Genomic DNA, 21,650 nt, shown 5'->3' with positions numbered 1-21,650 from the left:
CAGCTGCCGTTTCCTATGACGAGATTTTCATGAGCACAATTCCTGCCAGGATCAGCAGTGCTGCTGCAATGCGCATCGGACTGGCGCTCTCACCCAGTAATGCAACGCCCAACAGAAATGCACCGACTGCACCTATCCCCGTCCAGATTGTGTAAGCAGTTCCCAGCGGTAAGGACCGCATCGAAAAGGATAATAGGCCAAAGCTGGCGGCCATTGCAACGAGTGTGATAATGGATGGAACAAGCAGTGAAAAACCTTTTGACTGCTTCATAAAGTAGGCCCAGACAACCTCCAACAGTCCCGCGATAATTAAAGTTAACCAAGCCATAATGCGCATACCGGTTTAAGTCGGGTCGTCCCAAACACTTTTCCCAATACGGGGGAGGCCGTTCCTCCTGGCTGGCGCCGCCACAAACGACGCTTGTGCATAAGGCAAATATAGCGCAATTTGCCTGCATCAAAATCGCAAACGGTTAACAACATTAGGCAAAAATTCCTGCTGATGCGACGCTTCTACCGCTCCGTTGACCTGATTATATTGTTGAGCAAATACATTGTGATGATCTGTAATGTTCTGCAAATCATCAGATATGGCATGTAAAAGATTGTGTTCTTTCGCAAAATTGACGGTAACTTTTGAAAGTAAATGCTTTCCTTATAAGTGTGTAATCCAACAACTTTATGACAGACAAATATGAGCCAGATCAGAAAAGAGGACATTAAACAAGAAGTATTTGACCTTTACGACGACTACGCGCACGACCGGATCGACAGGCGGAATTTTATGCAGAATTTATCTGCATATGCTGTTGGCGGCATAACTGTTGCATCGCTGATGAGCTTTCTGATGCCAGACTATCAGGGAACGATTCAGGTGCAGTCCAATGATTCCCGGTTGAAATCCGACTATATTAACTACGATTCACCCAAGGGAGGCAAAACGATAAAAGCATTGCTTTCAACCCCAGACGGCGCAACCGGTAAACTTGGCGGCGTGGTGGTTGTTCACGAAAACCGGGGCTTGAACCCTTATATTGAAGATGTTGGCAGAAGAGTTGCGTTGGCAGGATTCATTTCTGTTGCCCCGGATGCGCTGACGCCGTTGGGAGGTTATCCCGGGAACGACGAAAAGGGACGCGAAATGCAAAGCAAAAGGGATAGAAATGAAATGTCTGAAGACTTCATCGCGGCTTACGAATATTTGAAAAATCACAAAGACTGCAATGGTAAAATCGGCGTGGTCGGCTTCTGCTTTGGCGGTGCTATGGCCAATATGATGGCTGTCAGGATTCCGGAACTTGCTGCTTCCGTTCCTTTTTACGGCGGGCAACCTGCCGCCGAAGATGTTCCGAAAATCAAAGCGCCGCTTCTTCTGCACTATGCCGGTCTGGATACGCGTGTGAACGAAGGATGGCCGGCTTATGAACAGGCATTAAAAGACAACAAGAAGGAATACACAGCACACATGTATCCCGATGCGAACCACGGGTTTCACAACGACAGCACGCCGCGCTATGATAAGGCAGCTGCGGAACTGGCCTGGAAACGCACCATCGACTTTTTCAAAGAAAAGCTGGCATAGATTTCCCCGGTAACCTGGCAGAGCCGATTAACTTCGTTTCTGCCAGGATTTCCCCGGGCGTGGGGTAAGGAATGTGATCGGCATATCGAGTTTCGTTAACGTGCCGGATCACCCTGTTACGGCTCCTCAGGTGCTCGTGAACAGAGAATTCCAGAATACGGTGCGCGCATTTCCAGGGCGTATGTTGTGGGTTCGTTTGTGCATAAAGCACGATCATGGGTGTCTGCGTCGCTGCGGCAATGTGGATCGTTCCTGTGTTCACAGAGATCAACAGGCTGGCCTTTTCCAGCAGACAAATAAACGTTCCAATCGAAAAACAACCTGCAACCGAAATGGCCGGCTCCCCTATTCCGTCTGCTATGTCATCTGTCAGCTGTTTTTCTGCCTGCGATCCGGAAATCAGAATAGGCACCTCAAACTGCCGGGCAAGCGCTCTTCCTGTTTCTATCCAAAGCACCTTTGGATATTGTCTTTTTTCTTCGGATACGCCCGGATGGAGTACGATGAATGGTTTTTGAACATCGATCTTTATGCCGGACAGTATTTGGGTAAAGGCTCGCCTATCGGCATCAGGGACATTTAATAGCAGCTTTTTTTCTGTGGTTTCAGCACCGATATGTTTTACCAAACCCAGATCGCGCTCAACCTGGTGACGAATCATTTCATAAGGCTCCGAATCTGGTATCCAATGTGTTAGCAGCTGATATGGATTTTCTCTTGCATATGCCACCCGGACTGGAATACCCGCCATAAATGCCAGCATGGCAGCTGGCAGCGCGCTCTGGCTGTAAACCGTAAAAATAATCGCTGCATCGAACGCTTTTTGTTTCAACTCCTCCGCCAGGGCCTGAATCGCTCCGTTTTCAAGGCTATTGCTTTGCACCCAGGGAAGATCAACGGCTATCAGGTCATCCACATATGCGATATAAGGCGCTATGATGGAGCCTGCTTTCGACGTGAGCAAGGTAATTTTGCTTCCAAATGTCTCTTTTAATGCACGAAAAGCAGGTGAAGCCATGATGACATCGCCCATATTATCAGCCCGGATACAAAGCACATTCTGATATGTATTAGGCTCTTGCATAAGCTATTGCAATTTTGGAATGGATATAACCTACCGCTTCCGTAAAGTCCTTTGCCAGATGATCAGGCGTCCGAAAAGCACCGGTAAGCCATTCTGTTTCGTTACCGTTATTGATCAGAATTGTCCGGCAGTCAGCGCGGTTTCCCGCTTCCACATCGTTCAGAATGTCACCAACCATCCACGATTCCCGTGCATCAATGTCCAAATCTGCGGCTGCCTGCAAGATTAACCCTGGTTCCGGCTTTCGGCAATGGCAATGTGCCCCATTTTCGGCCGGAAGATGCGGGCAATAATAAAACCCGGAAAGTATCAGGTCGTTTTTGTTGAAGAATTCATGAAAGTAGTTGATCAATTCATTCAATTGCTTTTGCGAAAACAGTCCCAGTGCAATGCCGGGCTGATTGGAAACGATCACCAATTTATAGCCTAGTGCCTGCAAGGCCGACAGTCCTTCCAATACGCCGCTTTCATACAGCACTTTTTCAGGGTCTGCATTGTAAGGCACATCCCTGATCAATGTGCCGTCTTTATCCAGAAATACTGCTTTTGCTGGCATAGCTCAGGAAATAGCATAAGTGATGGCACCCGGCTGGTATTTTTTTACAGCATTTCTCTCAAGTTCTTTCACATGCAGCAGGAAAACGCGCCCGTTGTAATTACGATTGGCTGCCTTCATGTACAGCTGATGTGCACTTTTAGCCACCCTATCCCACGTAAATTTCTCGTTTACCCGGTTTAGTGCGTTCTGGGAGAGACTCCTGTATCTTTCGGGACAGGAAATGCCTTCCCGCACTGCCTGTGCAAGCGCTTCTGGATTGTGTGGCGGAACCAGAAACCCGGTCTGATTGTGCTGCACCGTATATTTTATCCCGCCCACATTGGATCCGATCACCGGCGTTCCGCAGGCCATCGCTTCCAGGGGCGTAATGCCAAATGGTTCGTACCAGGGTGTTGAAATGAAAAAATCTGCTGCCTGATAGTAATCCCGCAACTGCTCCCGGTTCCGGCGGCCCACAAATTTCACATGGCTTTCAACGCCTTCCGAATCCGCAATGTCCTTCAATCTTTTTAATTCAAGGTTTTTTTCAAAATCAGGCTTTTCATCCGATCCGCCCACTACAAGCAGCTTAATCTTGGGAACATCGGTCAGATAGCGCATGGCACGAATGACATTGTCAATGCCTTTGCGCGGCACCATTCGGCCTAGCTGCAGCAAAATCACTTCATCTTTTCGCAGGCCAAGCCGCTGTCTGGCTGCACTCTTGGAAGCCGGATAAAATTCATCCGAACTGAATCCGCATGGAATAATGCTAATACGACTGGCGTCTGCATGATAATAATCGACAAGGTCCTGGCGGTCTTGCGGACATTCGGCGATGATGAAATTCGCGTCATTTACGATCATCTGTTCAATATCGAGACGGGCGGCCGGAAACGCATCTTTTTCTTTTTGATGGATCATCCTTATTTTCCCCAGCGCATGAAATGTGATCACATAAGGAATTCCCAATGTTTTTTTGATCGCAGACGCTACCAGGCCGGACATGAAAAAGTTCGCATGGACCAACTCGTATTCAATACGGCTGTTTCGGATGAAACGGATCATGTTGGTTGTAAAATCATCCATATATCCCAGCAAAAGCTCTTTTGCCACTTCCCGGGCAGGTCCCGCGTCCACATTGATTACCCGGATATCAGGCAGCCAAGATACAATCTGCGGCAATTCCTCATTGTCTTTCCTGGTAAAAATGTCGATCACATAGCCTAGTTTTGTGAGCGATTTGCAAATTTCAGCCACATATACATTTTGTCCTCCGCTATCCACCCCTCCCAGCACTGCCAGCGGAGAAGCATGTTCACTGATAAATGCTATTCTCTTTTTCATGATTGTGGATATTTAATTGAATAGTCTGTCTGAAGATCTTTTCCCAGTCATTGGTGAAGCGTTTGATACTGAACTTGTCAAGGGCAATGGCCCTGGCACGTTCTCCCAAACTTCTGGCCTCGCCTTCATCGGCAATCAGCCGGTTCATGTTTTCGATCAGTTTGTCAATATTGGTATCAATGAACCCTGATTCGCCATTTTTAATGACAGTCACGTATTCCGTGGTCGCCAGGGCAACCACGGGCATTCCCGCCATCATAGCCTCACAAACGGCAAGGCCAAAACTCGTGTATCGGATCGGGTTGAAGAAAAAGCGGTAATGGCTGATAAATTCCGGTAACTGCGGGTTGAGCACTTCCCCCAGTCCTCCGGACTCCAATGTGCCCATGCCCACAAGGTCAAGCGGCACTTGTTTTCTTACTTCATCAAAAACGTCCCAGCCCGTAATCCGGCCACGTTGCTGGATGTGGTTGATGACAACAATTCCCCGGGGAATGTCACCCTGATAAGTTACCTCAGGAATGCACACGCCATGTTCAATGACACGTACATTTCGCACGCCTGCATTATCCCACATTAGTTTGTTAAAATGCGTCACATGTACCAACGTAACTTCCGGATCAGTCATGATGTGCCGTGAGTTCGTGGGATGTATTTCGGGGGTGTTGTGCTCTACGTATATGCGAGGGAGTCGCTTTTGCCAGCTAGCGAGTATTTCATGCTGGTCTGACAGAAAGTTTCTTTCGGATTGGAACAGAATACAATCAAACTCCATATTACGGACTTCTTCCGCCGGAATTTCAATCACATTCGGGCCAAATGGGAAGGTGTTGCCACGGCCATAATAACCTTCGTCTTTGGTTTCCCTTACAGGAATAAAAATGTCATAATCTCCCTGCGAAAGGTAAAAGAGATAGCTTCCATGTATGTGCCATGTGAAGATTTTAAGCCTTTTTTCCGTGCTGATGTTTCCGTCCATATTCAGTGCAATTTGCGTTAATCAGACCGGCGCTTGTAAAAAACGGTGCCATTCCGATAGAACCGCTTCCCTGATACACACTATTTTAGCTGATGTTATGCATAAACGCAGGAGAAACGCTTCTAACTCAACGTATAAGGATGTCGCCGTCAATAAACTGGGAATAGAAGAATGTCCACAGTTTATCCCCACTTACAGTTGTGGCACAACAACTCTTCTCCATATTATTTCGACTGCATACGCCGAGCGCATTTATATGTAGAGCACGCATAATAAAATCTGGTTCCGGCTTAAACCAAACCTGTTCAGACACATACGTTGGCATAATCCTTATAAGGTCGGGCTGCATTTTAAACTGACAGATGAGCTATGTATATTTTAGGAATCAACGCGGCATTTCATGATACGGCTGCGGCGCTCGTGAAAGACGGCAAGATCATTGCTGCAGCCGAAGAAGAAAGGTTCACCCATATCAAACACGGCAAGCGCCCGGTGCCATTTTCTACCTGGGAATTGCCCTTCCATGCGATCGATTATTGCCTTAAAACGGCGGCTATCACATTAAAAGATGTTGACCGTATTGCGTATTCCTTTGACCCGGAAGGTGTAAATGATGCGTCGGTCTATGAAGACGACTTGCTTTCGGGATCTGATGTGCTGGTTCAGGCGGATGTTTACAATGGCTGGGACACCTTATTCCTAAACTATATCCGGAAAGCGCCGGAGCAACTGCGCGACGGTTATCCGCATCATCTGCAAAAGCGCCTCGCCGATGCAGGATCTCTGACAGAAAAATGGGAATTTGTAAACCATCATGTAGCACACGCAGCGAGCGCATTTTTCCCTTCGCCATTTCAGGAGGCTGCGGTAATGACATTGGATGGCCGTGGCGAGAAAGCAACGACCGCCTATTTTATGGGCAAAGGCAACTCGCTGGAACAGATTTCAACGGTGGATATGCCGCATTCGCTCGGAATGTTGTATGAAAAAATTACTACGTATCTTGGATTTCTGCATTCATCAGATGAATACAAAGTAATGGCGCTCGCCTCGTATGGCAAGCCTGTTTACCTGGAAGATTTTCGCTCCATCATTCATGTGCAGGACAATGGTCAGTATACGATCGATGAGTTTGACCCGCAACAATGGTGGGGTCCGGGCCGGACGAAAGAAGACCCCTTTGAACAACTACATCACGATATCGCCCATTCTCTGCAAAAAGCATTGGAAGAAACGGTTTTGACACTAGCCAATTGGCTGTATCAGGAAACACAGGCAGAAAACCTGTGCATGGCTGGCGGTGTGGCGCTCAACTGTGTGATGAACGCCGTGATCCGTGACAAGGGCCCCTTCAAGAACATTTGGGTGCAGCCCGCGGCAGGTGATGCCGGAACAGCTCTGGGCGCGGCACAATGGCTTGACGTACAATTAAACAGCCAGCATGAGGGCCGCTATACGGCACCAATGGACCATGTATACTGGGGACCGGAATATACGGATGACGAGATTGAGAAATTCATGATCTGGGCTAAAATGCCTTACAAACGCCTGTATGACGTTGCCAAAGAGACGGCTGCTATCCTGGCGGAGGACAAAATTATTGCCTGGTATCAGGGCCGGATGGAATTCGGGCCGCGGTCACTGGGGAGCAGGTCCATCCTCGCCTCTCCTATCCACCCGGATATGCAGGCAAGATTGAATGATATAAAAGACAGGGAAGATTTCAGGCCGGTTGCGCCGGTAGTTCTGGAAGAGGATGCGCCGGAATGGTTCGAGAATGCGGATGTTTCCCCGTTTATGCTATTTGTATATCCTGTCAAAGACGAGAAAGCAGATCAAATTCCAGCCGTAAGGCATACGGATGGAACGGCCCGCGTTCAGACTATTAATGCGCAACAGCATCCGCTTTATTACAAGCTGATCAGCGAATTCAAAAAACTGACGGGCGTACCGGTGCTGGTAAACACATCCTTCAATACAAGGGGGGAACCGATCGTTTGCTCGCCTAGGGACGCCATTGAATGTTTCTGGACGTCTCCTTTTGACGCATTGATCATCAATTCATTTATACTCGAGAAATAATGGGGACAGCGAGCATTAGTGTTATCATTCCCACTTTCCGGCGTCCGGCGCTGCTCAGCCGCTGCCTCGAAGCAATCCGGCAACAACATTGTCCGGATTGCTCGTTTGAAGTGCTCGTCGTTTCGGACGGCCCGGATGAAGCGACGCATGCGCTGATCAGAGACATAAACCAGGCACATCCCGAATTTCCAATTCATTTCCATGCGCTTCCTGCTAAGCGCGGCCCTGCCGCTGCGCGCAATTATGGCTGGAAGAAGGGCGCCGGCGAACTGATCATTTTCACGGATGACGACTGCATTCCTGAGGCACATTGGCTGGACGCCTACTGGACCGCATACCATCTCCGCAATCAGCATTACATTGGTTTCACGGGCAAAGTGATTGTCCCGGTGCCGGAACGCCCGACAGATTATCAAAAGAACGTGGCCCACCTGTCCACGGCGGAATTTATCACGGCAAACTGCGCCTGTTCCAGAGCGGCCCTCGACCGTATTGGCGGGTTTGACGAAGATTTCCCGATTGCCTGGCGCGAAGATTCCGAGTTGCAGTTCAAGCTTTTGAAAGAGAATTTACCCATTATTCATGTGCCGGATGCGGTCATATGCCATCCCGCCAGAGCAGCTTCCTGGGGAACGAGCATCCGGGATCAGCAAAAGAGCATGTTTAATGCATTATTATTCAAAAAGCATCCGGACTTGTATAGGGAAAAAATCGCCAAAAGCCCCGTCTGGAATTACTACACTATCATTATTGCAAGCATTATTGCAATCATTGCATTCCTTTCAGGTTCAAAAATGCTGGCATTCACAGCATTGTCGATTTGGGCCGTTGCTTTAATTTTATTTATTTCAAAACGATTAAAAGGCACGGATATGTCCTTTTCACACCGGGCAGAAATGGTCATTACGTCACTGATAATCCCTTATCTTTCCGTTTTTTGGACACTCCGTGGAGCATTGCGGTACAAAGTCTTTTTCCTATGAAATTCCCTGTCGAAACAACCCATAAAATTGCTGTTTTCCGGGCGCTCCAACTAGGCGACATGCTGTGTGCTGTGCCTGCATTCAGAGCGTTGCGAAGACAATATCCGCATGCAGAAATTACGCTGCTCGGCTTGCCCTGGGCAGCTTCATTCACCACCCGATTCGCGGATTATATTGACAAATTCATCCATTTCCCGGGCTATCACGGGTTGCCTGAGCAACCGTTTGACCAATTGTTATGGGATGAGTTTGCAGAACGAATGCAATTGGAAAAGTTTGACCTTGTCCTGCAAATGCAGGGAAGCGGCGGCATCGTAAACGATATGCTGGAAGGCTTATGTGCCGGGCCTGTCGCCGGTTTTCACAGCGAAGGAAGTTACCGCGACAGCGGTTTGTTTATCGAATATCCCAATAGTATTTCAGAGATCGAGAGACATTTGCTTATGCTGGCAAACCTGGGCATTCAGCCGCAGGGAACCGCATTGGAATTTCCTTTGCAGGAAACAGAGGCTGCCAATTTACATAACATAAAATCACCCTTCCCGGGCGGCCCTTACGTGTGTGTACATCCGGGCTCGCGCGGAGCATGGCGCCAGTGGCCAACTTCGCATTTCGCTTGCCTGGCAGATCAATGTGCAGGAATGGGTTACACGATATTTGTAACCGGGACAAAAGAAGAAGCCGCCATTACAGCTGAGGTAATCGACCTCATGGAGTTCCCGGCCGTGGACCTGACCGGAAAAACCGGCCTGGGTGAAATGGGGCAGCTCATTAAAAATGCGGAACTGCTCATCAGCAACTGCACCGGGGTTTCCCACATTGCGGCTGCTATGGAAACCCCCAGCATTGTGATCAGCATGGATGGCGAACCAGAACGCTGGGGGCCTTTGAATAAGGATCTTCACAAAACCATCGACTGGACAAAAACACAAGATTTTACTTCGGTGCTTTCGCTGCTCGACGATCTTCAATCACCTTCCGCTTGATTAGCCTAAATGGCATTTAAGTACCAATACCGAACGGCCCTGAACCTTGATCTTGTTGCCCGGCACAAATTCTTCCTGGTCTGAACCAATAAAGCCGTCGCTCGTATCGATGGCTTTTTTCCAGTTATTATGGCATTGATCAGCCGGCAAGACATAATCCAGCGATCCCTCGTGCGCATTGAAAATGATGTAGAAACTATCGTCCGTAATTTTCTGGCCGTCATAGTTCACACACCTGATTCCCTTGCCGTTAAGATAAACGCCCAGTGATTTGGCAGAATCATGCTCCCAGTTTTCGTCTGTCATCAACTGGCCATCGGGAGAATACCAGCGAATGTCTTCCACGTCCGATCCCAATACCGGCAAGCCCTGGAACCATCTTCTCCGCCTGAATGAAGGGTGGTCTTTACAAAACCAGATCAACTTCTTGGTAAAATCAAGCAATTGCTGATCAGCCGCCTGCCAGTTGACCCAGGAAATTTCGTTATCCTGGCAATAAGCATTGTTATTGCCGCCTTGCGTACGTCCCAGTTCGTCTCCCGCAACCAGCATGGGAACGCCCTGTGAGAGGAATAATGTAGTCAGGAAGTTACGCTTTTGCTTGTTACGCAAGTCAATGATTTCCTGATCATCCGTTTCACCCTCCACGCCGCAGTTCCAAGAATTGTTATCATTAGAACCATCATTATTGTTCTCCCCGTTAGCCTCGTTATGTTTTTTATTGTAGCTGACCAGGTCATGCAAAGTGAAGCCGTCATGGGCTGTGATCAGGTTGATGCTGGCCATCGGGCTTCGGTAGCCGCCCTGGTATAAATCCGGGCTGCCTGTGAAGCGCTGCGCAAATTCTGCGAGCTTTCGTTCGGAACCGCGCCAGTATGAGCGCACGCAATCACGGTATTGATCGTTCCATTCGGCCCAGCCCGGCGGAAATTTACCCACCATATAACCGTCTTCATGAATATCCCATGGCTCAGCGATCAGCTTGACCTGCGAAATAATCGGGTCCTGGTAAATGATGTTGAAAAAGGATCCCAGGGTGTCCGTATCATTTAACGTTCGCGCCAGTGTTGATGCAAGGTCAAACCTGAACCCGTCCACGTGCATTTCGGTGATCCAGTAACGCAGGCTGTCCATGATCATCCCCAGCACATTGGGAAGCTGTGTATTGATGGTGTTTCCCGTTCCGGTGTAATCTTTGTAATGTCTTGGCTCACCGGGTTCCAGCCTGTAATAACTTTTATTATCAATTCCTTTGAAAGAAAACGTGGGCCCCAAATGGTTTCCTTCTGCCGTATGGTTATAAACGACGTCCAGAATCACCTCAATGCCAGCCTGATGCAATGCTTTCACCATGTTTTTGAATTCCAGCACATGCGCACCCGCTTCGTTTTTACTCGCATACCGCACATCGGGAGCAAAGAAGCCGAGGGTATTATAGCCCCAATAGTTCGTTAGCCCGTTCTCCAGTAAATGGCGGTCTGCAACGAAATGATGCACCGGCATCAACTCAATGGCCGTAATGCCCAGCTCATTCAAATATTTGATCATCTCAGGATGTGCAATCCCTGCATAAGTGCCTTGAATTTCTGGTGGAATGCCCTGGTGAAGCTTTGTAAGTCCTTTTACATGCGCTTCATATATGATCGTTTCGTGGTACGGAATCCGGGGGGGCTGGTCATCTTCCCAATCAAAATGGGGATCAATGACAATCGATTTTGGCAAGTGGGGTGCACTATCGGTTTCACTGAAAGACAGGTCCTGCCGCTTATGGCCGATCTGATAGGCAAATAGCGAATCATCCCAGTCGATTGTTCCGGACAGGGCTTTCGCATAAGGGTCAATCACCAGTTTGTTGGGATTGAAACGATGGCCTTCCCCTGGTTCGTAGGGTCCGTGGAAACGGTAACCATACAACTGCCCGGGGCCTATGCCCTGCACATAAACATGCCAGATATGATGTGTAGTTTCCTCAATTTCTATTTTAACATGTTCGGCACTAGCCTCTGCGTTCTCGAAAAGGCATAATTCCACTTTGGTTGCATGCTCTGAAAAAATGGCAAAATTAACTCCCTGACCGTCCCAAGTGGATCCAAGCGGATAAGGTGACCCTGGCCGAATGCCCAGATCCAGCGAGTCAGGTGCTTCAACGACTTCATTTTGAATGGTGTAACTCATGGCACTGATTAGTTAATTTGATTTGTCATCGTATTTAAATGCGGTAAAACTTTTTCTCCAAAAACATGAATAAATCGCTCTTGTTCCAGATTGACATTGTGCAGATACAAATGCGAAACGCCCGCCTCAATGTCACGAGAGAGCCACTCTACATGCTGGTCCGGACTATCCGAAACGCGCACAGCCGAGTACATATCCTCCGGTCTGACCATCGCGCCCGCTGCGTCAAAACCCTCCGGGCCGCGGATATCTGCCAGGAGTGCAGACGGGAAGACATTGTTTTTCCATTGCTGGTGAGCACCTTCCAGGGCCCTTTCAATAGAAATATCATAGGAAAGCTGTACTTTGAGATAAACGGGTTTACCCTCACCTCCGCCCCTCCTGAAAGCTTCAACGATCCTTTTCAACTCGGCTGGCGGGCGCGAAGTGGTAATCATACCGTCGGCCCATCCGCCTACCCATTCCGCAGTCTTCTCTGTAATGGCAGCGCCTATGACTGTGGGCATGTAACCCGGGAGCGTATAAAGTTTTGCATCGTAGACTTCAAAGAGCCCTTTGTGCGTCACAGTTTGCCCTGCCCAAAGCGCCCGCATAATGTCTACACTTTCTTTGAGGCGCTGGTTACGCACCGCTTTTGCCGGCCACTTTTCGCCGGTTATGTGCTCGTTCAGGAACTGACCGCTTCCTGTTGCAATCCAGAACCGTTGCGGGAACATTTCGCAAAGCGTTGCCACGGCCTGTGCAATAATGGCGGGGTTATATCGCTGGCCAGGTGCGTTTACAATCCCGAAACTCAGGTTAGTCGCCTGCATGGCAGCACCCAGCCAGCTCCACGCAAAACCGCTTTCGCCCTGGGTTTCTCCCCAGGGATAAAAATGGTCTGAACTGAGCGCCGCCGTAAATCCGGCTTTCTGGGCCTGGACCGCGTAATCGACTAACTGACTAGGTTTAAATTGTTCGTGTGAGGCGTGATAGCCGATGTTTATTTTAGTCATATCCGGTAAAATTGATACCGGTTGAATATAAAAATCGTACCTATTTAGTGGAAAATGGCAGCTGTCAACTTCATAATGCACTTGATTTTACACATCTTTGGGTAAATGTGTATTTCAATAAAAGCGTGAAAACTTGCATATGCCATGATCTATTATACACAACTTATTTTTATTAAGGAAGGTAAAGAGAGCTCCTTCCATTTTTTTGAAGACCAGGTTTTGCCATTGCTCAAACAGCATAACGGGGCGCTGATCTACCGGATCAGGCCGAGCATATCGTCGGTTGTTGCCACCACTTTGGGCCATCCCTATGAAATTCACTTGGTCACTTTCCAGGATCGAAAAAGTTTTGAGAGTTATCGCGATGATCCCCAGCGCTTAAAACACATGCATTTGAAAGATGAATCTGTTGAGCGGATCATGCTGATTGAGGGAAATGCTTTATGAAAGCGCGGCGCACATTCAATTAAATGATTGCCTGAATTCCAGAGGCGAAAAATTTGTCTTGGTTTTAAACAACTTGCTGAATGATTGCGGATGTTCGAAACCCAGCTCATAGGCGATTTCGCTGACGGACAAATCCGTCACTGATAATTTTTCTTTGGCTTTTTCAATCAGCTTGTCGTGAATGTGCTGCTGTGTGGTTTGCCCGGTTAAGAGTCTAAGCATATTGCTCAGATAATTGGGCGAAATGTTCAGCATTTCGGCAATGTACTGCACCGTTGGTAAGCCCTTTTGCGCCAGATCTGAACTGTTAAAGTAGTCATTGATAATGCGTTCCAGCCTTTCCACGATTTTGTGATTGCTTATTTTCCTGGTAATAAATTGGCGCTGGTAAAACCGTTCCGAATATTTGAGTAAAACTTCCAGCTGGGCAATAATCAGATCCTGGCTGAACTTGTCAATGTTTGCATGATATTCCTGCTGAATACCCTGCATAATGCCCGAAATGATCGCTTCTTCTTTGTCCGACAGGAAAAGTGCTTCGTGCACCGAATAGTCGAAATACTCGTACTGTTTAATGGTTGTGGCCAAATGTGTGTTCCATAAAAGATCGGGATGGACGAGCAACATCCACCCCGATTGCTCCAATTGCATATCGCGGTCCACTTCAAGGCGCAGGATCTGGCCGGGCGCCATGAAGAACATCACACCTTCGTCGAAGTCAAACTCCTGCTGACCGTATTTGATCTTCACATTGAAATTTCTTTTCAGGGAAATGGAGTAAAAGTCATTGACCAGACTCCACTCATTAGCGGATAGATGGTCTATCGTCTCCAAGTTGATCACACTGATCAACGGATGCTCGGGCTTGGGTAAGCCCCTGAATTTGTGAAATTCACTGATGGTTTTAAACCGACGAAGCTGCGCATTTGACATATTACAATGTAACGATTAATGTTGAAAAGCAGCAGCAAATTCTATGGCAAAATCTTCCAGTTTTACTTTGCCCATCACTGGCTTATGATGGAGATAATCTTCTGCCAGCACACCGTTATGCAAGCTTCCATACATTTCAACCAGGCCCGCAGCGATTTTTGGATTCATTCCCATTCCTTCGAGCGCACTTTGCACCTGGGCATCGGGAGCAATGACCCATTTCAAATCGGGTTTTCCGATTGCAGCGCCCAGAACAGCCGCTGTATCATTGCCTGTGCGATCGTCGCTGGCCACATATCTTACGCTTCTCCCGGTATATGGCCGTACAATTTCCTCAGCCACCGCCACCGCAATGTCGACCGGTGAGACCCAGGGAATTTCATCCTCAGCGCCGTAATTTGCAATGATAGCCCCTTGGTTTTTAATTGCTTCTACATAACCATATAAGTTATAATAAAACGAAACAGGCCGCATATGTGTAATGGAAACATTTGAAGGCAACGCATTCAGGATCAATTCAACATCATGTGCGCCAAGCAAGATCCCCGAACCTTCTCCCGCACCGAGATGCCCGCCAATGGTGCTGAGATTAACCACCCGTTTTACGCCACTTTCCTGAATAGCTTTTGCATAATTATTTCCTTTGCTGCGATAATATGCCAGCAAATCCAGGTCATGATCGAAATAATTGGCTGGCGGCACCATGGTGTAAACTGCGTCCGCTCCGGCAAACGTATCAGTGAGAAAGCCTGCATCATCCATTGAGCCGACTGCGGGTAAAGCCCCTGTTGCTGCAATTTCCTCCTCCCTTTCGGGGTTGCTGCTGATCACTGTAACCGCGTGTCCTTTCTGAATCAAATCTGCCGTCAATGGTCTACTAATGTGGCCTAACGAGCCTGTTAAAACGATTTTCATTGGTCTGTTTTTTAGTTTATGCAAAATTGCGCAGCAGCTGGAAAGCAGACGTAGCCAAATCTATGGTTGTTGTAGCCGAAAGAAGGATGATATTGAGAATTTTGGAAAGATATTTGCAGGGAATGAAACAGGAAGATTAACTAATTGACAAAAACAATGTTGGAACCACAACTTACTGGCTTGCAAAAGCGTGCTTCGAAATATATTGATAAGGCGATTTCCTACCAGCTGAGACCTGGTGAAATGATCGAAGGCCATTTTATCGGGTTTGACAAAACCAATATCGACCGCGCGGTCATACAGATGTCCAATGCCGCCGACCGGACCACGTTGCCACTGATGACGGTTGTGAATTATTTTGAAGGGGTTGAAGATGAGGAGGAGAATGACGGCGCCTGAAAAGTTTGTGAATGGTCTTTAAAACAAATAAACTCGGCCTTTAAAACAAAAACACCGGGAAGCGCATCGCCTAATTTTGTTCCATCATTAAATCAAAAAATCATGGAACAAAAAACATTTTCGGGCAACTACGGCGGGGCTTTGCAAAAGCCGGTTCAGTCGGGCTTTACAGCATTTTCTACTGCTGCTGACGTTATTAAAGGAATTGACCTGACTGGGATAACGGCTATCGTAACAGGCGGTTACGCGGGGATAGGGCTGGAAACGGTGAAGACTTTTGTTGGGGCAGGAGCAAAAGTTGTCGTGCCTGCACGTGACATTCAAAAGGCAGCTAAAAACCTGGAAGGCATTTCAAATGTGACCATTGAGCAAATGGACCTGATGGATCCGGCATCTATTGATGCATTTGCAGGGAAATTCCTGCTTACCGGAAGCTCGCTTCACCTGCTGATCAACAATGCGGGCATCATGTGGGTGCCGCTTCAACGCGATGCAAGAGGTTATGAATCGCAGCTGGCAACCAACCATCTCGGTCATTTTCAACTAACGCTGAGGCTTTGGCCGGCGTTAAAAAAGGCTGGTAATGCGAGAGTTGTGAATGTGTCTTCTTATGGCCATCAAATGGCTCCATTTAATTTTGAAGACCCTAACTTTGAGCGCCGGGATTATGACACATTATCGGGTTATGGTCAGTCCAAAACTGCAAATAATCTTTTTGCACTCGAACTTGACCAGCGCGGTAAAGATGTGGGTGTGCGTGCCTTTTCGCTTCATCCGGGATCGGTTAATGGAACGGATCTGGGCCGGGTTGCTCCTGTGGAATTGTTTCAGCAAATGGGCACGCATGATGCCGATGGGAAAATTTTTCCGGAAGTTGCCCGCAAATTGAAAACGATTCCGCAAGGAGCTGCGACCACAGTGTGGTGTGCAACCAGTCCGCAACTGGATGGTTTGGGTGGTTTGTATTGTGAAAACGCGGATGTGGCCGAACTGGACGAGGGAAATATCGGGCAAAACTACGATGATCCGTTTACGCTCCGCGGCGTCAAATCATATTCGCTGGACGCTGATAACGCAAGGCGGTTATGGAAATTGAGTGAGGAGCTCACAGGATTGAAGTTTGCAGCAAAATAACGTCATATAATCATTGAAATCGTGGGATATCAAACACAGTATATTCATCCCGACCTGAAATTGTCGCGCTTCGACGATACATTTTACAAAGCCGACGTGCTTTTTGAACAGCATTTGCTGGTATGGCTGATATCGGGTGAAACCAAGATTGTGCAGGGTGATCAGACTCATTGGTTTGAGGCGGGAGATATATTGCTGTTCCCACGAAACCAATTGGTTACGGTCATTAATTATCCGAAATACGGCCTGCCCCACCAGTCAGCCGTTATGCATCTCACCAAGCAGCGGCTGACTGACTTTTACAATAAAAACAAGGTGGAAGTCAGGCAAATGCAGCCGCCGGTCTTCCGCGCATTTGACCGACATCCGTTCTTGAAAAGTTGTCTCAACTCGCTGATTCCCTATTTTGACCTGAGAGAACCCCTGCCGGAAAACATTGCGTCCATTAAAATCGAAGAAGCTATCACCATTCTCAGGACGATTGATCGGGAAATCGATCATTTGCTCGCCAATTTCGATGAGCCGGGTAAAATCAGTCTGACCGATTTCATGGAAAAGAATTACATGTTTAATATGCCGATGGATAAATTCGGCTATCTGACCGGCCGCAGCCTGACCACATTCAAACGTGATTTCAAAAAGACCTTCCAAACCACACCCCAAAAGTGGCTAACCGAAAAACGCCTCGAACTGGCACATTACCATATCCGGGAAAAGAAACGCAAGCCATCCGAAGTGTATCTGGAAGTAGGATTTGAGAATCTCTCGCATTTTGGCTATGCCTTCAAGAGGCATTTTGGCTACGCACCGACCGAAATGGCGGGTTAAACCAACTTGAACGAACTTGGCACGCACTTGAACCGGCCTGCTGACGGTTGTAACACATTTTTGCGCAAAAATTAAACAGCAAAAATGTCATGAAAAAGATCGTCCGATTGCTATTGATTCTGCTCGCGTTTCAAAGTTATGCGCAGAAAAAGAAAGAGATCCCGGTAACCAGAAAGGCAGATTACCAGGTTGTGATGGAGCCTGATAAATGGGAGTTCAAGGAGGGAAAAGTGAAGTTCGAGGATTACAAAGGCCATAAGGCCATGAAAATCTCCCAAGGTTCCGGCCAGGTTGTTTTAAAGAATGTGGTGTTCCAAAACGGGACGATCGAGTACGACATTGAGCCGGTACTTCCGGAGTTTGCACTTTCCATCTATTTCCATCGAAAGGACGAGAAAGAGCAGGAGATCGTGTATTTGCGGGCAGGCAAAATGGGCAATAAGCTGGCTAACGAGGGCATTCAGTATACGCCGTATTTCGATGGGGTGAATATGTGGGACATGTATCCCGAATACCAGACTCCTGCGATGACAAAAGCAGGTGAATGGAATCACGTCAAGTTAGTGATGAATGGTGCGAGAATGCAGGTCTTCCTGAATAACGCGCCCCGGCCTGTTCTGGACATCCCGAAACTGGAAGGAAATGAGACACAAGGCAGCATTGCTTTTGAAGGCTCCTCATACATTGCCAATGTACAAGTTAAACCAAATGAAACAGATGGACTCAGCCCACTGGCATTGCCGGATCTGACTGATAATGATGCAACTTATCTCAGAAACTGGGCGGTAACCGCTCCGCAGAATTTGCCCGATGGCAACGAGCTTTCCTTTCGAAACTTACCGCAACCTTCCGCATTTACCGACACCATCTCAGCCGAACGAAGAGGCCTCGTTAGCCTGACCCGCAAGTATGGCGCCAGCAAAAGCCGGCGAGTTGTCTGGCTGAAAACCAAAATCACCGCAAAAGAGGCCGTAAAGACAAATCTTCATCTGGGCATCAGCGACGAAATTTGGGTGTTTCTGAACAATCAGATGATTTTCATTGATAAAAACCTGTTTGCCCAAGGCATGCGGAAATATCCCGAAGGCCGGATTTCAATTAACAACAGTGCTACCCTGCTCAGCCTGAGACCGGGAGGAAACGAGCTGCTGATCGGTGTTGCGAACGATTTTTATGGCTGGGGAATCATGGCCAGGCTTGAATCCGTCGAAGGCATTACCCAAACGGATCAGGTTGCTGACATCATTGCCACGGCAAAAGAGATAGAAAAACTCGATTTGAATCAATATGAAGGCACTTACGGCAATGCAGACGTCAACTACAAACTCCGTTTCATACGAAAAGAAAAGCGGCTGTTTGTGCAAGTGAGCGACCAGGAACCGGCCCAACTTCAAACGGTTGGTAAAGATAAATTCGCATTCACAACCGCCAGCGCCACCTTCGACTTCCTGCCGGAAGGCAAGAAACTGATATTGAGGCAGGGAAATGAGAGTAAGGAATTCAGGAAGGAGTAGGTTATACAGTCAATTCATGCATTTTCTTTGCTATGAATCTTCTCTCAAAAGCGTTGATCGGGCAGATCAGCGCTTTTTTGTAAGAGGCCAGTGCATTGCCGGTATCGCCTTTGTCAGTATATATCCTTGCTCGGAAACAATGCAGCAAATGGTAGGTTTGAAAGAAAGGGTTAGCGATCAGCTGATTCAAAATCGCGGTGGCAGCAGCTTCGTCGCCGCCAAAATACAATGCGGCGGCCTGGCCCATTTTTGTAAATGGCGAGGGGCTTGCCACAGCAAGCCTCTGATATAACGCTGCAATCCCCTGCCAGTCCGTTTCCCCGTATGTTTTGGCGCTGGTATGCTTAAATGCAATGGCCGCTTCCAGCTGAAATGCGCTTACCCGGGACGACGTTCTTTGTGATAGCAGCAAATAATGATTGGCTACCGCGATCATTTCCTTGTTCCAGGCCGTTCGGTCCTGTTCTTCCCATGTTATCAGCTCATCCAGATGATTAGTTCGCGACCTGGCCCTTGCTAAATTGTACAATAGCAGCGCATGTAGTACTTTTACCTCACCATTGGCTTCAATGCCCATTTTATCGATTTCCTGCAACAAGCTCAATGCGTCCTCACACAGCGACTCGTCTGCCAGGTTACCATCCTCCCCCAACTGGTATCCTTCGGTAAACATGACATAAAGGACTTTCAATGCCATTCTCACTTTTTGCTCGCCAGGCTGTGCTGAATTCTGGTCCAGGAGCAAATTTTCAGCCGTATGCTGTGCCCGCCAGCGATAAATGATCTTGGAAATTCCTTCCTCACCACACGCCATTAATGCAGCAATTCGTTTCACCCGCAATCCGCAAACATATCGTAACACGATCACGAGTTGGACCTTCGGCGGCAAAGCAGGTTGCAGACACGCAAATAGCACACGCAATATGTCCTGATCGCTAGTTTGCCGCACCTCCTGGGCTATATAATCCTCCTCAATGACCTGTTTTCGACTGTCTTTTTTAAGCGTATTGTAGGCAATGTTCCGGATTGTTTTATAAAGCCAGGCCTCCGGCTGGTCGGGGACACTTTTTTGCCAGTTTTTCGATGCTATCGCAAACGCCTCCTGAACAATGTCCTCCGAAACCGCCAATTCCTTAATGCCCGTATGATACATCAGAACCGCAACCATTTTTCCGAAATGGCTGCGGTAGAGTTGAGAAAGCAATGCGGAAATATCTTCACTCACGATTCTTGCGAAATTTCCATAATGGGACGCACCTCTATACTGATCTTTCCCTGCACAATGTGCGGGCACTGCGCTGCGATGGCAGCCGCTTGTTCCAGATTTTCGGCCTGGATGATCATATAACCACTGATTCCTTCCTTTGAATCAATAAACGGACCATCAGTCGCAACTGGCTTTCCAATCGTTTGACCCTCATTTTCCAGAGGTTCACCACTAACAAAATTGTCGAATCTAACCAATTCTTCCACCCAGCCGTTCATTTCGGCAATGTCTTGCTGCATTTCTTCTTCGGACATCTGAGCGAGTCGGCTAATGTCCTCCCGAATTAATAATAAGAACCTTTTCATAGTCAATTTTCTGGTATAGTACGCAGGCCGCTACTTTTCCGGACAAGTTTGCAGTAAAAATTATAACAAAAAAACGCCGCCCGTTTTGCTGAGAGCAAATAGGCGGCGCGCGGGCACTCACAAAAGATGTTGCTGGATCAAATCATCAGATCGTCATTACCCAGTGGTAAATATTGACCTTCAATGGATTATCAGCTGCAACTTCTAACAAGTAATATTTTCCAGTTGAAGTTTTGCAAGCGATTACTGTTTTAACCGGCATATAATTTGTCCAGAAGGCTGATCCCGCGGGAGCATTTGCAATGGGAACCAGATTAAATGGAAGGTTTTTCAGAGATGCCGGCGTGATGGAAGAAACATCCACGATTTTAAGGTTGCTGAAAGAAACTTTCAACGGCTTCAAAGCATAATAGCAGCCATATTCGTCCCATGCGATATCTCCCGTTGTTTCAGATGTAATGGCAAAAGGCGATGTTAAATTGAATCCTTTTCCCGTAGGCACATCCAGGGTTTTGGCTAATTTCCATGCATAACGTGAGGTGATTGGGCCTTGTCCCATCGTTCCCTGGCCTGTATTTCCTGAAAATCCCTCTTCTACCGGTGTGTTTGCGGCTGCATTCTTTTGAACTGTTTGAGAAGCTCCGGAAGGAGTTGGTTCGTTAGAATTGCTGCAATTAAATAATGTGAATGAGAGTGCTAATAGTGCGATACTTTTAATGATATTTTTCATGATTTGTTGTGTAATATTTTTTTTAAATAGGTTTTAATTAAATTTTACTTTTACGGAAATTCAACTGACATTTCTGGCCAGTTTTTAATAATGATTTTTGTTTTTTCAAATGTTCATATTTAAAATGTGAGAGATATATTTTTGCTAACGCGGTGCAAAACAACCATGAATTTTCGAGAAGATTTGTATCGACAGGCTTTATGTTTATTTAGCGGTATCCGTTTTGATTTAGCGGTTTCTACTAGGTAAAATGGAGGAATAAAACACAAAAAGGCAACCTGACGAGGTTGCCTTTTGCGTGCTTGAATTAAATTATAATCCGACCTGATTTGTTATAATTAATAAAACAGTTTTTAAATAATATCGCGTTAATAATTAATTCGAATGGTATTATTCTGAGCTCTAATTTCTCCTTTCTCCAATTTTT

The 21,650-nt window shown here is 47.3% G+C and carries 21 protein-coding genes; 9 read left to right on the top strand and 12 right to left on the bottom strand.

The features are described from left to right. Nucleotides 1-13: 13 nt before the first annotated feature. Complete coding sequence (sugE, locus tag MUK70_RS05910; protein WP_234604510.1) at nt 14-328, bottom strand: quaternary ammonium compound efflux SMR transporter SugE; 315 nt, start codon at nt 326-328, stop codon at nt 14-16. 366 nt (nt 329-694) lie between these two features. Between sugE and MUK70_RS05905 the strand changes: the two genes are divergently transcribed. Further along, complete coding sequence (locus MUK70_RS05905) at nt 695-1,582, top strand: dienelactone hydrolase family protein (RefSeq protein WP_234658198.1); 888 nt, start codon at nt 695-697, stop codon at nt 1,580-1,582. On the opposite strand, the gene MUK70_RS05900 is transcribed toward MUK70_RS05905, so the two are convergent. Genes MUK70_RS05900 through MUK70_RS05885 form a run of 4 tightly spaced genes read right to left on the bottom strand, consistent with a single transcriptional unit; the run spans nt 1,563 to nt 5,530 of the window. Further along, nucleotides 1,563-2,666: a glycosyltransferase family 9 protein gene (locus MUK70_RS05900; protein WP_234658199.1), complete on the bottom strand. Its 1,104-nt coding sequence runs from the start codon at nt 2,664-2,666 to the stop codon at nt 1,563-1,565. The two genes, MUK70_RS05905 and MUK70_RS05900, sit on opposite strands and share 20 nt — an antisense overlap. Then, complete coding sequence (locus MUK70_RS05895) at nt 2,653-3,222, bottom strand: D-glycero-alpha-D-manno-heptose-1,7-bisphosphate 7-phosphatase (RefSeq protein WP_234658200.1); 570 nt, start codon at nt 3,220-3,222, stop codon at nt 2,653-2,655. Before MUK70_RS05895 ends, MUK70_RS05900 begins: the two co-directional genes overlap by 14 nt. 3 nt (nt 3,223-3,225) lie before the next feature. Continuing rightward, nucleotides 3,226-4,551, bottom strand: coding sequence for a glycosyltransferase (locus MUK70_RS05890; protein WP_234658201.1), 1,326 nt, complete (start codon nt 4,549-4,551; stop codon nt 3,226-3,228). After that, on the bottom strand, nt 4,523-5,530 hold the full coding sequence (locus MUK70_RS05885; protein WP_234658202.1) for a glycosyltransferase: 1,008 nt from the start codon (nt 5,528-5,530) through the stop codon (nt 4,523-4,525). Before MUK70_RS05885 ends, MUK70_RS05890 begins: the two co-directional genes overlap by 29 nt. A gap of 369 nt (nt 5,531-5,899) precedes the next feature. Here MUK70_RS05885 and MUK70_RS05880 point away from each other — a divergent pair, with 369 nt between their 5' ends. Genes MUK70_RS05880 through MUK70_RS05870 form a run of 3 tightly spaced genes read left to right on the top strand, consistent with a single transcriptional unit; the run spans nt 5,900 to nt 9,581 of the window. Next, nucleotides 5,900-7,612 (top strand): carbamoyltransferase family protein, encoded by a 1,713-nt coding sequence (locus MUK70_RS05880; protein WP_234658203.1) that lies wholly within the window; start codon nt 5,900-5,902, stop codon nt 7,610-7,612. Beyond that, a complete protein-coding gene (locus tag MUK70_RS05875; protein ID WP_234658205.1) occupies nt 7,612-8,595 on the top strand; it encodes a glycosyltransferase family 2 protein in 984 nt (327 codons plus the stop codon). Before MUK70_RS05880 ends, MUK70_RS05875 begins: the two co-directional genes overlap by 1 nt. After that, the gene (locus MUK70_RS05870) at nt 8,592-9,581 is read left to right on the top strand and encodes a glycosyltransferase family 9 protein (protein ID WP_234658206.1); all 990 of its coding nucleotides are present in this window, start codon (nt 8,592-8,594) and stop codon (nt 9,579-9,581) included. The genes MUK70_RS05875 and MUK70_RS05870 overlap by 4 nt, the downstream gene beginning before the upstream one ends. Here MUK70_RS05870 and glgX read toward each other — a convergent pair whose 3' ends face one another. Together glgX and MUK70_RS05860 are read right to left on the bottom strand one after the other, a co-directional pair. Beyond that, nucleotides 9,582-11,756, bottom strand: coding sequence for a glycogen debranching protein GlgX (gene glgX, locus MUK70_RS05865; protein ID WP_234658207.1), 2,175 nt, complete (start codon nt 11,754-11,756; stop codon nt 9,582-9,584). It abuts the gene before it with no gap. Nucleotides 11,757-11,764: 8 nt separating this feature from the next. Further along, nucleotides 11,765-12,751, bottom strand: coding sequence for a TIGR03885 family FMN-dependent LLM class oxidoreductase (locus tag MUK70_RS05860; RefSeq protein WP_234658208.1), 987 nt, complete (start codon nt 12,749-12,751; stop codon nt 11,765-11,767). A 144-nt stretch (nt 12,752-12,895) separates the two neighbouring features. Here MUK70_RS05860 and MUK70_RS05855 point away from each other — a divergent pair, with 144 nt between their 5' ends. Next, a complete protein-coding gene (locus MUK70_RS05855; RefSeq protein ID WP_234604495.1) occupies nt 12,896-13,198 on the top strand; it encodes a DUF1330 domain-containing protein in 303 nt (100 codons plus the stop codon). 15 nt (nt 13,199-13,213) lie between these two features. On the opposite strand, the gene MUK70_RS05850 is transcribed toward MUK70_RS05855, so the two are convergent. After that, nucleotides 13,214-14,131, bottom strand: coding sequence for a helix-turn-helix domain-containing protein (locus MUK70_RS05850; protein WP_234658209.1), 918 nt, complete (start codon nt 14,129-14,131; stop codon nt 13,214-13,216). A gap of 15 nt (nt 14,132-14,146) precedes the next feature. Further along, nucleotides 14,147-15,046 carry an NAD(P)H-binding protein gene (locus MUK70_RS05845; RefSeq protein ID WP_234658210.1) on the bottom strand — a complete coding sequence of 300 codons (900 nt, stop codon included), beginning with the start codon at nt 15,044-15,046 and terminating at the stop codon, nt 14,147-14,149. Nucleotides 15,047-15,202: 156 nt separating this feature from the next. Here MUK70_RS05845 and MUK70_RS05840 point away from each other — a divergent pair, with 156 nt between their 5' ends. From MUK70_RS05840 to MUK70_RS05825, 4 genes are all read left to right on the top strand, one after another. Then, on the top strand, nt 15,203-15,445 hold the full coding sequence (locus MUK70_RS05840) for a hypothetical protein (protein ID WP_234658211.1): 243 nt from the start codon (nt 15,203-15,205) through the stop codon (nt 15,443-15,445). A 102-nt stretch (nt 15,446-15,547) separates the two neighbouring features. Beyond that, the gene (locus MUK70_RS05835; protein WP_234658212.1) at nt 15,548-16,579 is read left to right on the top strand and encodes an SDR family NAD(P)-dependent oxidoreductase; all 1,032 of its coding nucleotides are present in this window, start codon (nt 15,548-15,550) and stop codon (nt 16,577-16,579) included. 21 nt (nt 16,580-16,600) lie between these two features. Then, nucleotides 16,601-17,407, top strand: coding sequence for an AraC family transcriptional regulator (locus MUK70_RS05830; RefSeq protein WP_234604485.1), 807 nt, complete (start codon nt 16,601-16,603; stop codon nt 17,405-17,407). A gap of 89 nt (nt 17,408-17,496) precedes the next feature. After that, entirely contained in the window at nt 17,497-18,921 is a 1,425-nt protein-coding gene (locus MUK70_RS05825) for a LamG domain-containing protein (protein ID WP_234658213.1), read from the top strand. 1 nt (nt 18,922) lies between these two features. Here MUK70_RS05825 and MUK70_RS05820 read toward each other — a convergent pair whose 3' ends face one another. The 3 genes from MUK70_RS05820 to MUK70_RS05810 form a co-directional block, all read right to left on the bottom strand. Then, a complete protein-coding gene (locus tag MUK70_RS05820) occupies nt 18,923-20,146 on the bottom strand; it encodes an RNA polymerase sigma factor (RefSeq protein ID WP_234658214.1) in 1,224 nt (407 codons plus the stop codon). Beyond that, nucleotides 20,143-20,493 (bottom strand): YciI family protein, encoded by a 351-nt coding sequence (locus tag MUK70_RS05815; RefSeq protein WP_234658215.1) that lies wholly within the window; start codon nt 20,491-20,493, stop codon nt 20,143-20,145. The genes MUK70_RS05820 and MUK70_RS05815 overlap by 4 nt, the downstream gene beginning before the upstream one ends. Before the next feature lie 145 nt (nt 20,494-20,638). Further along, complete coding sequence (locus MUK70_RS05810) at nt 20,639-21,223, bottom strand: hypothetical protein (protein WP_234604476.1); 585 nt, start codon at nt 21,221-21,223, stop codon at nt 20,639-20,641. Nucleotides 21,224-21,650: the final 427 nt, after the last annotated feature.

It is taken from the genome of Dyadobacter chenwenxiniae (genome assembly GCF_022869785.1).
Taxonomy (GTDB): domain Bacteria; phylum Bacteroidota; class Bacteroidia; order Cytophagales; family Spirosomataceae; genus Dyadobacter; species Dyadobacter chenwenxiniae.
Note: the sequence above shows the minus strand (reverse complement) of the source record. Positions and strands in the feature narration are given on the sequence as shown.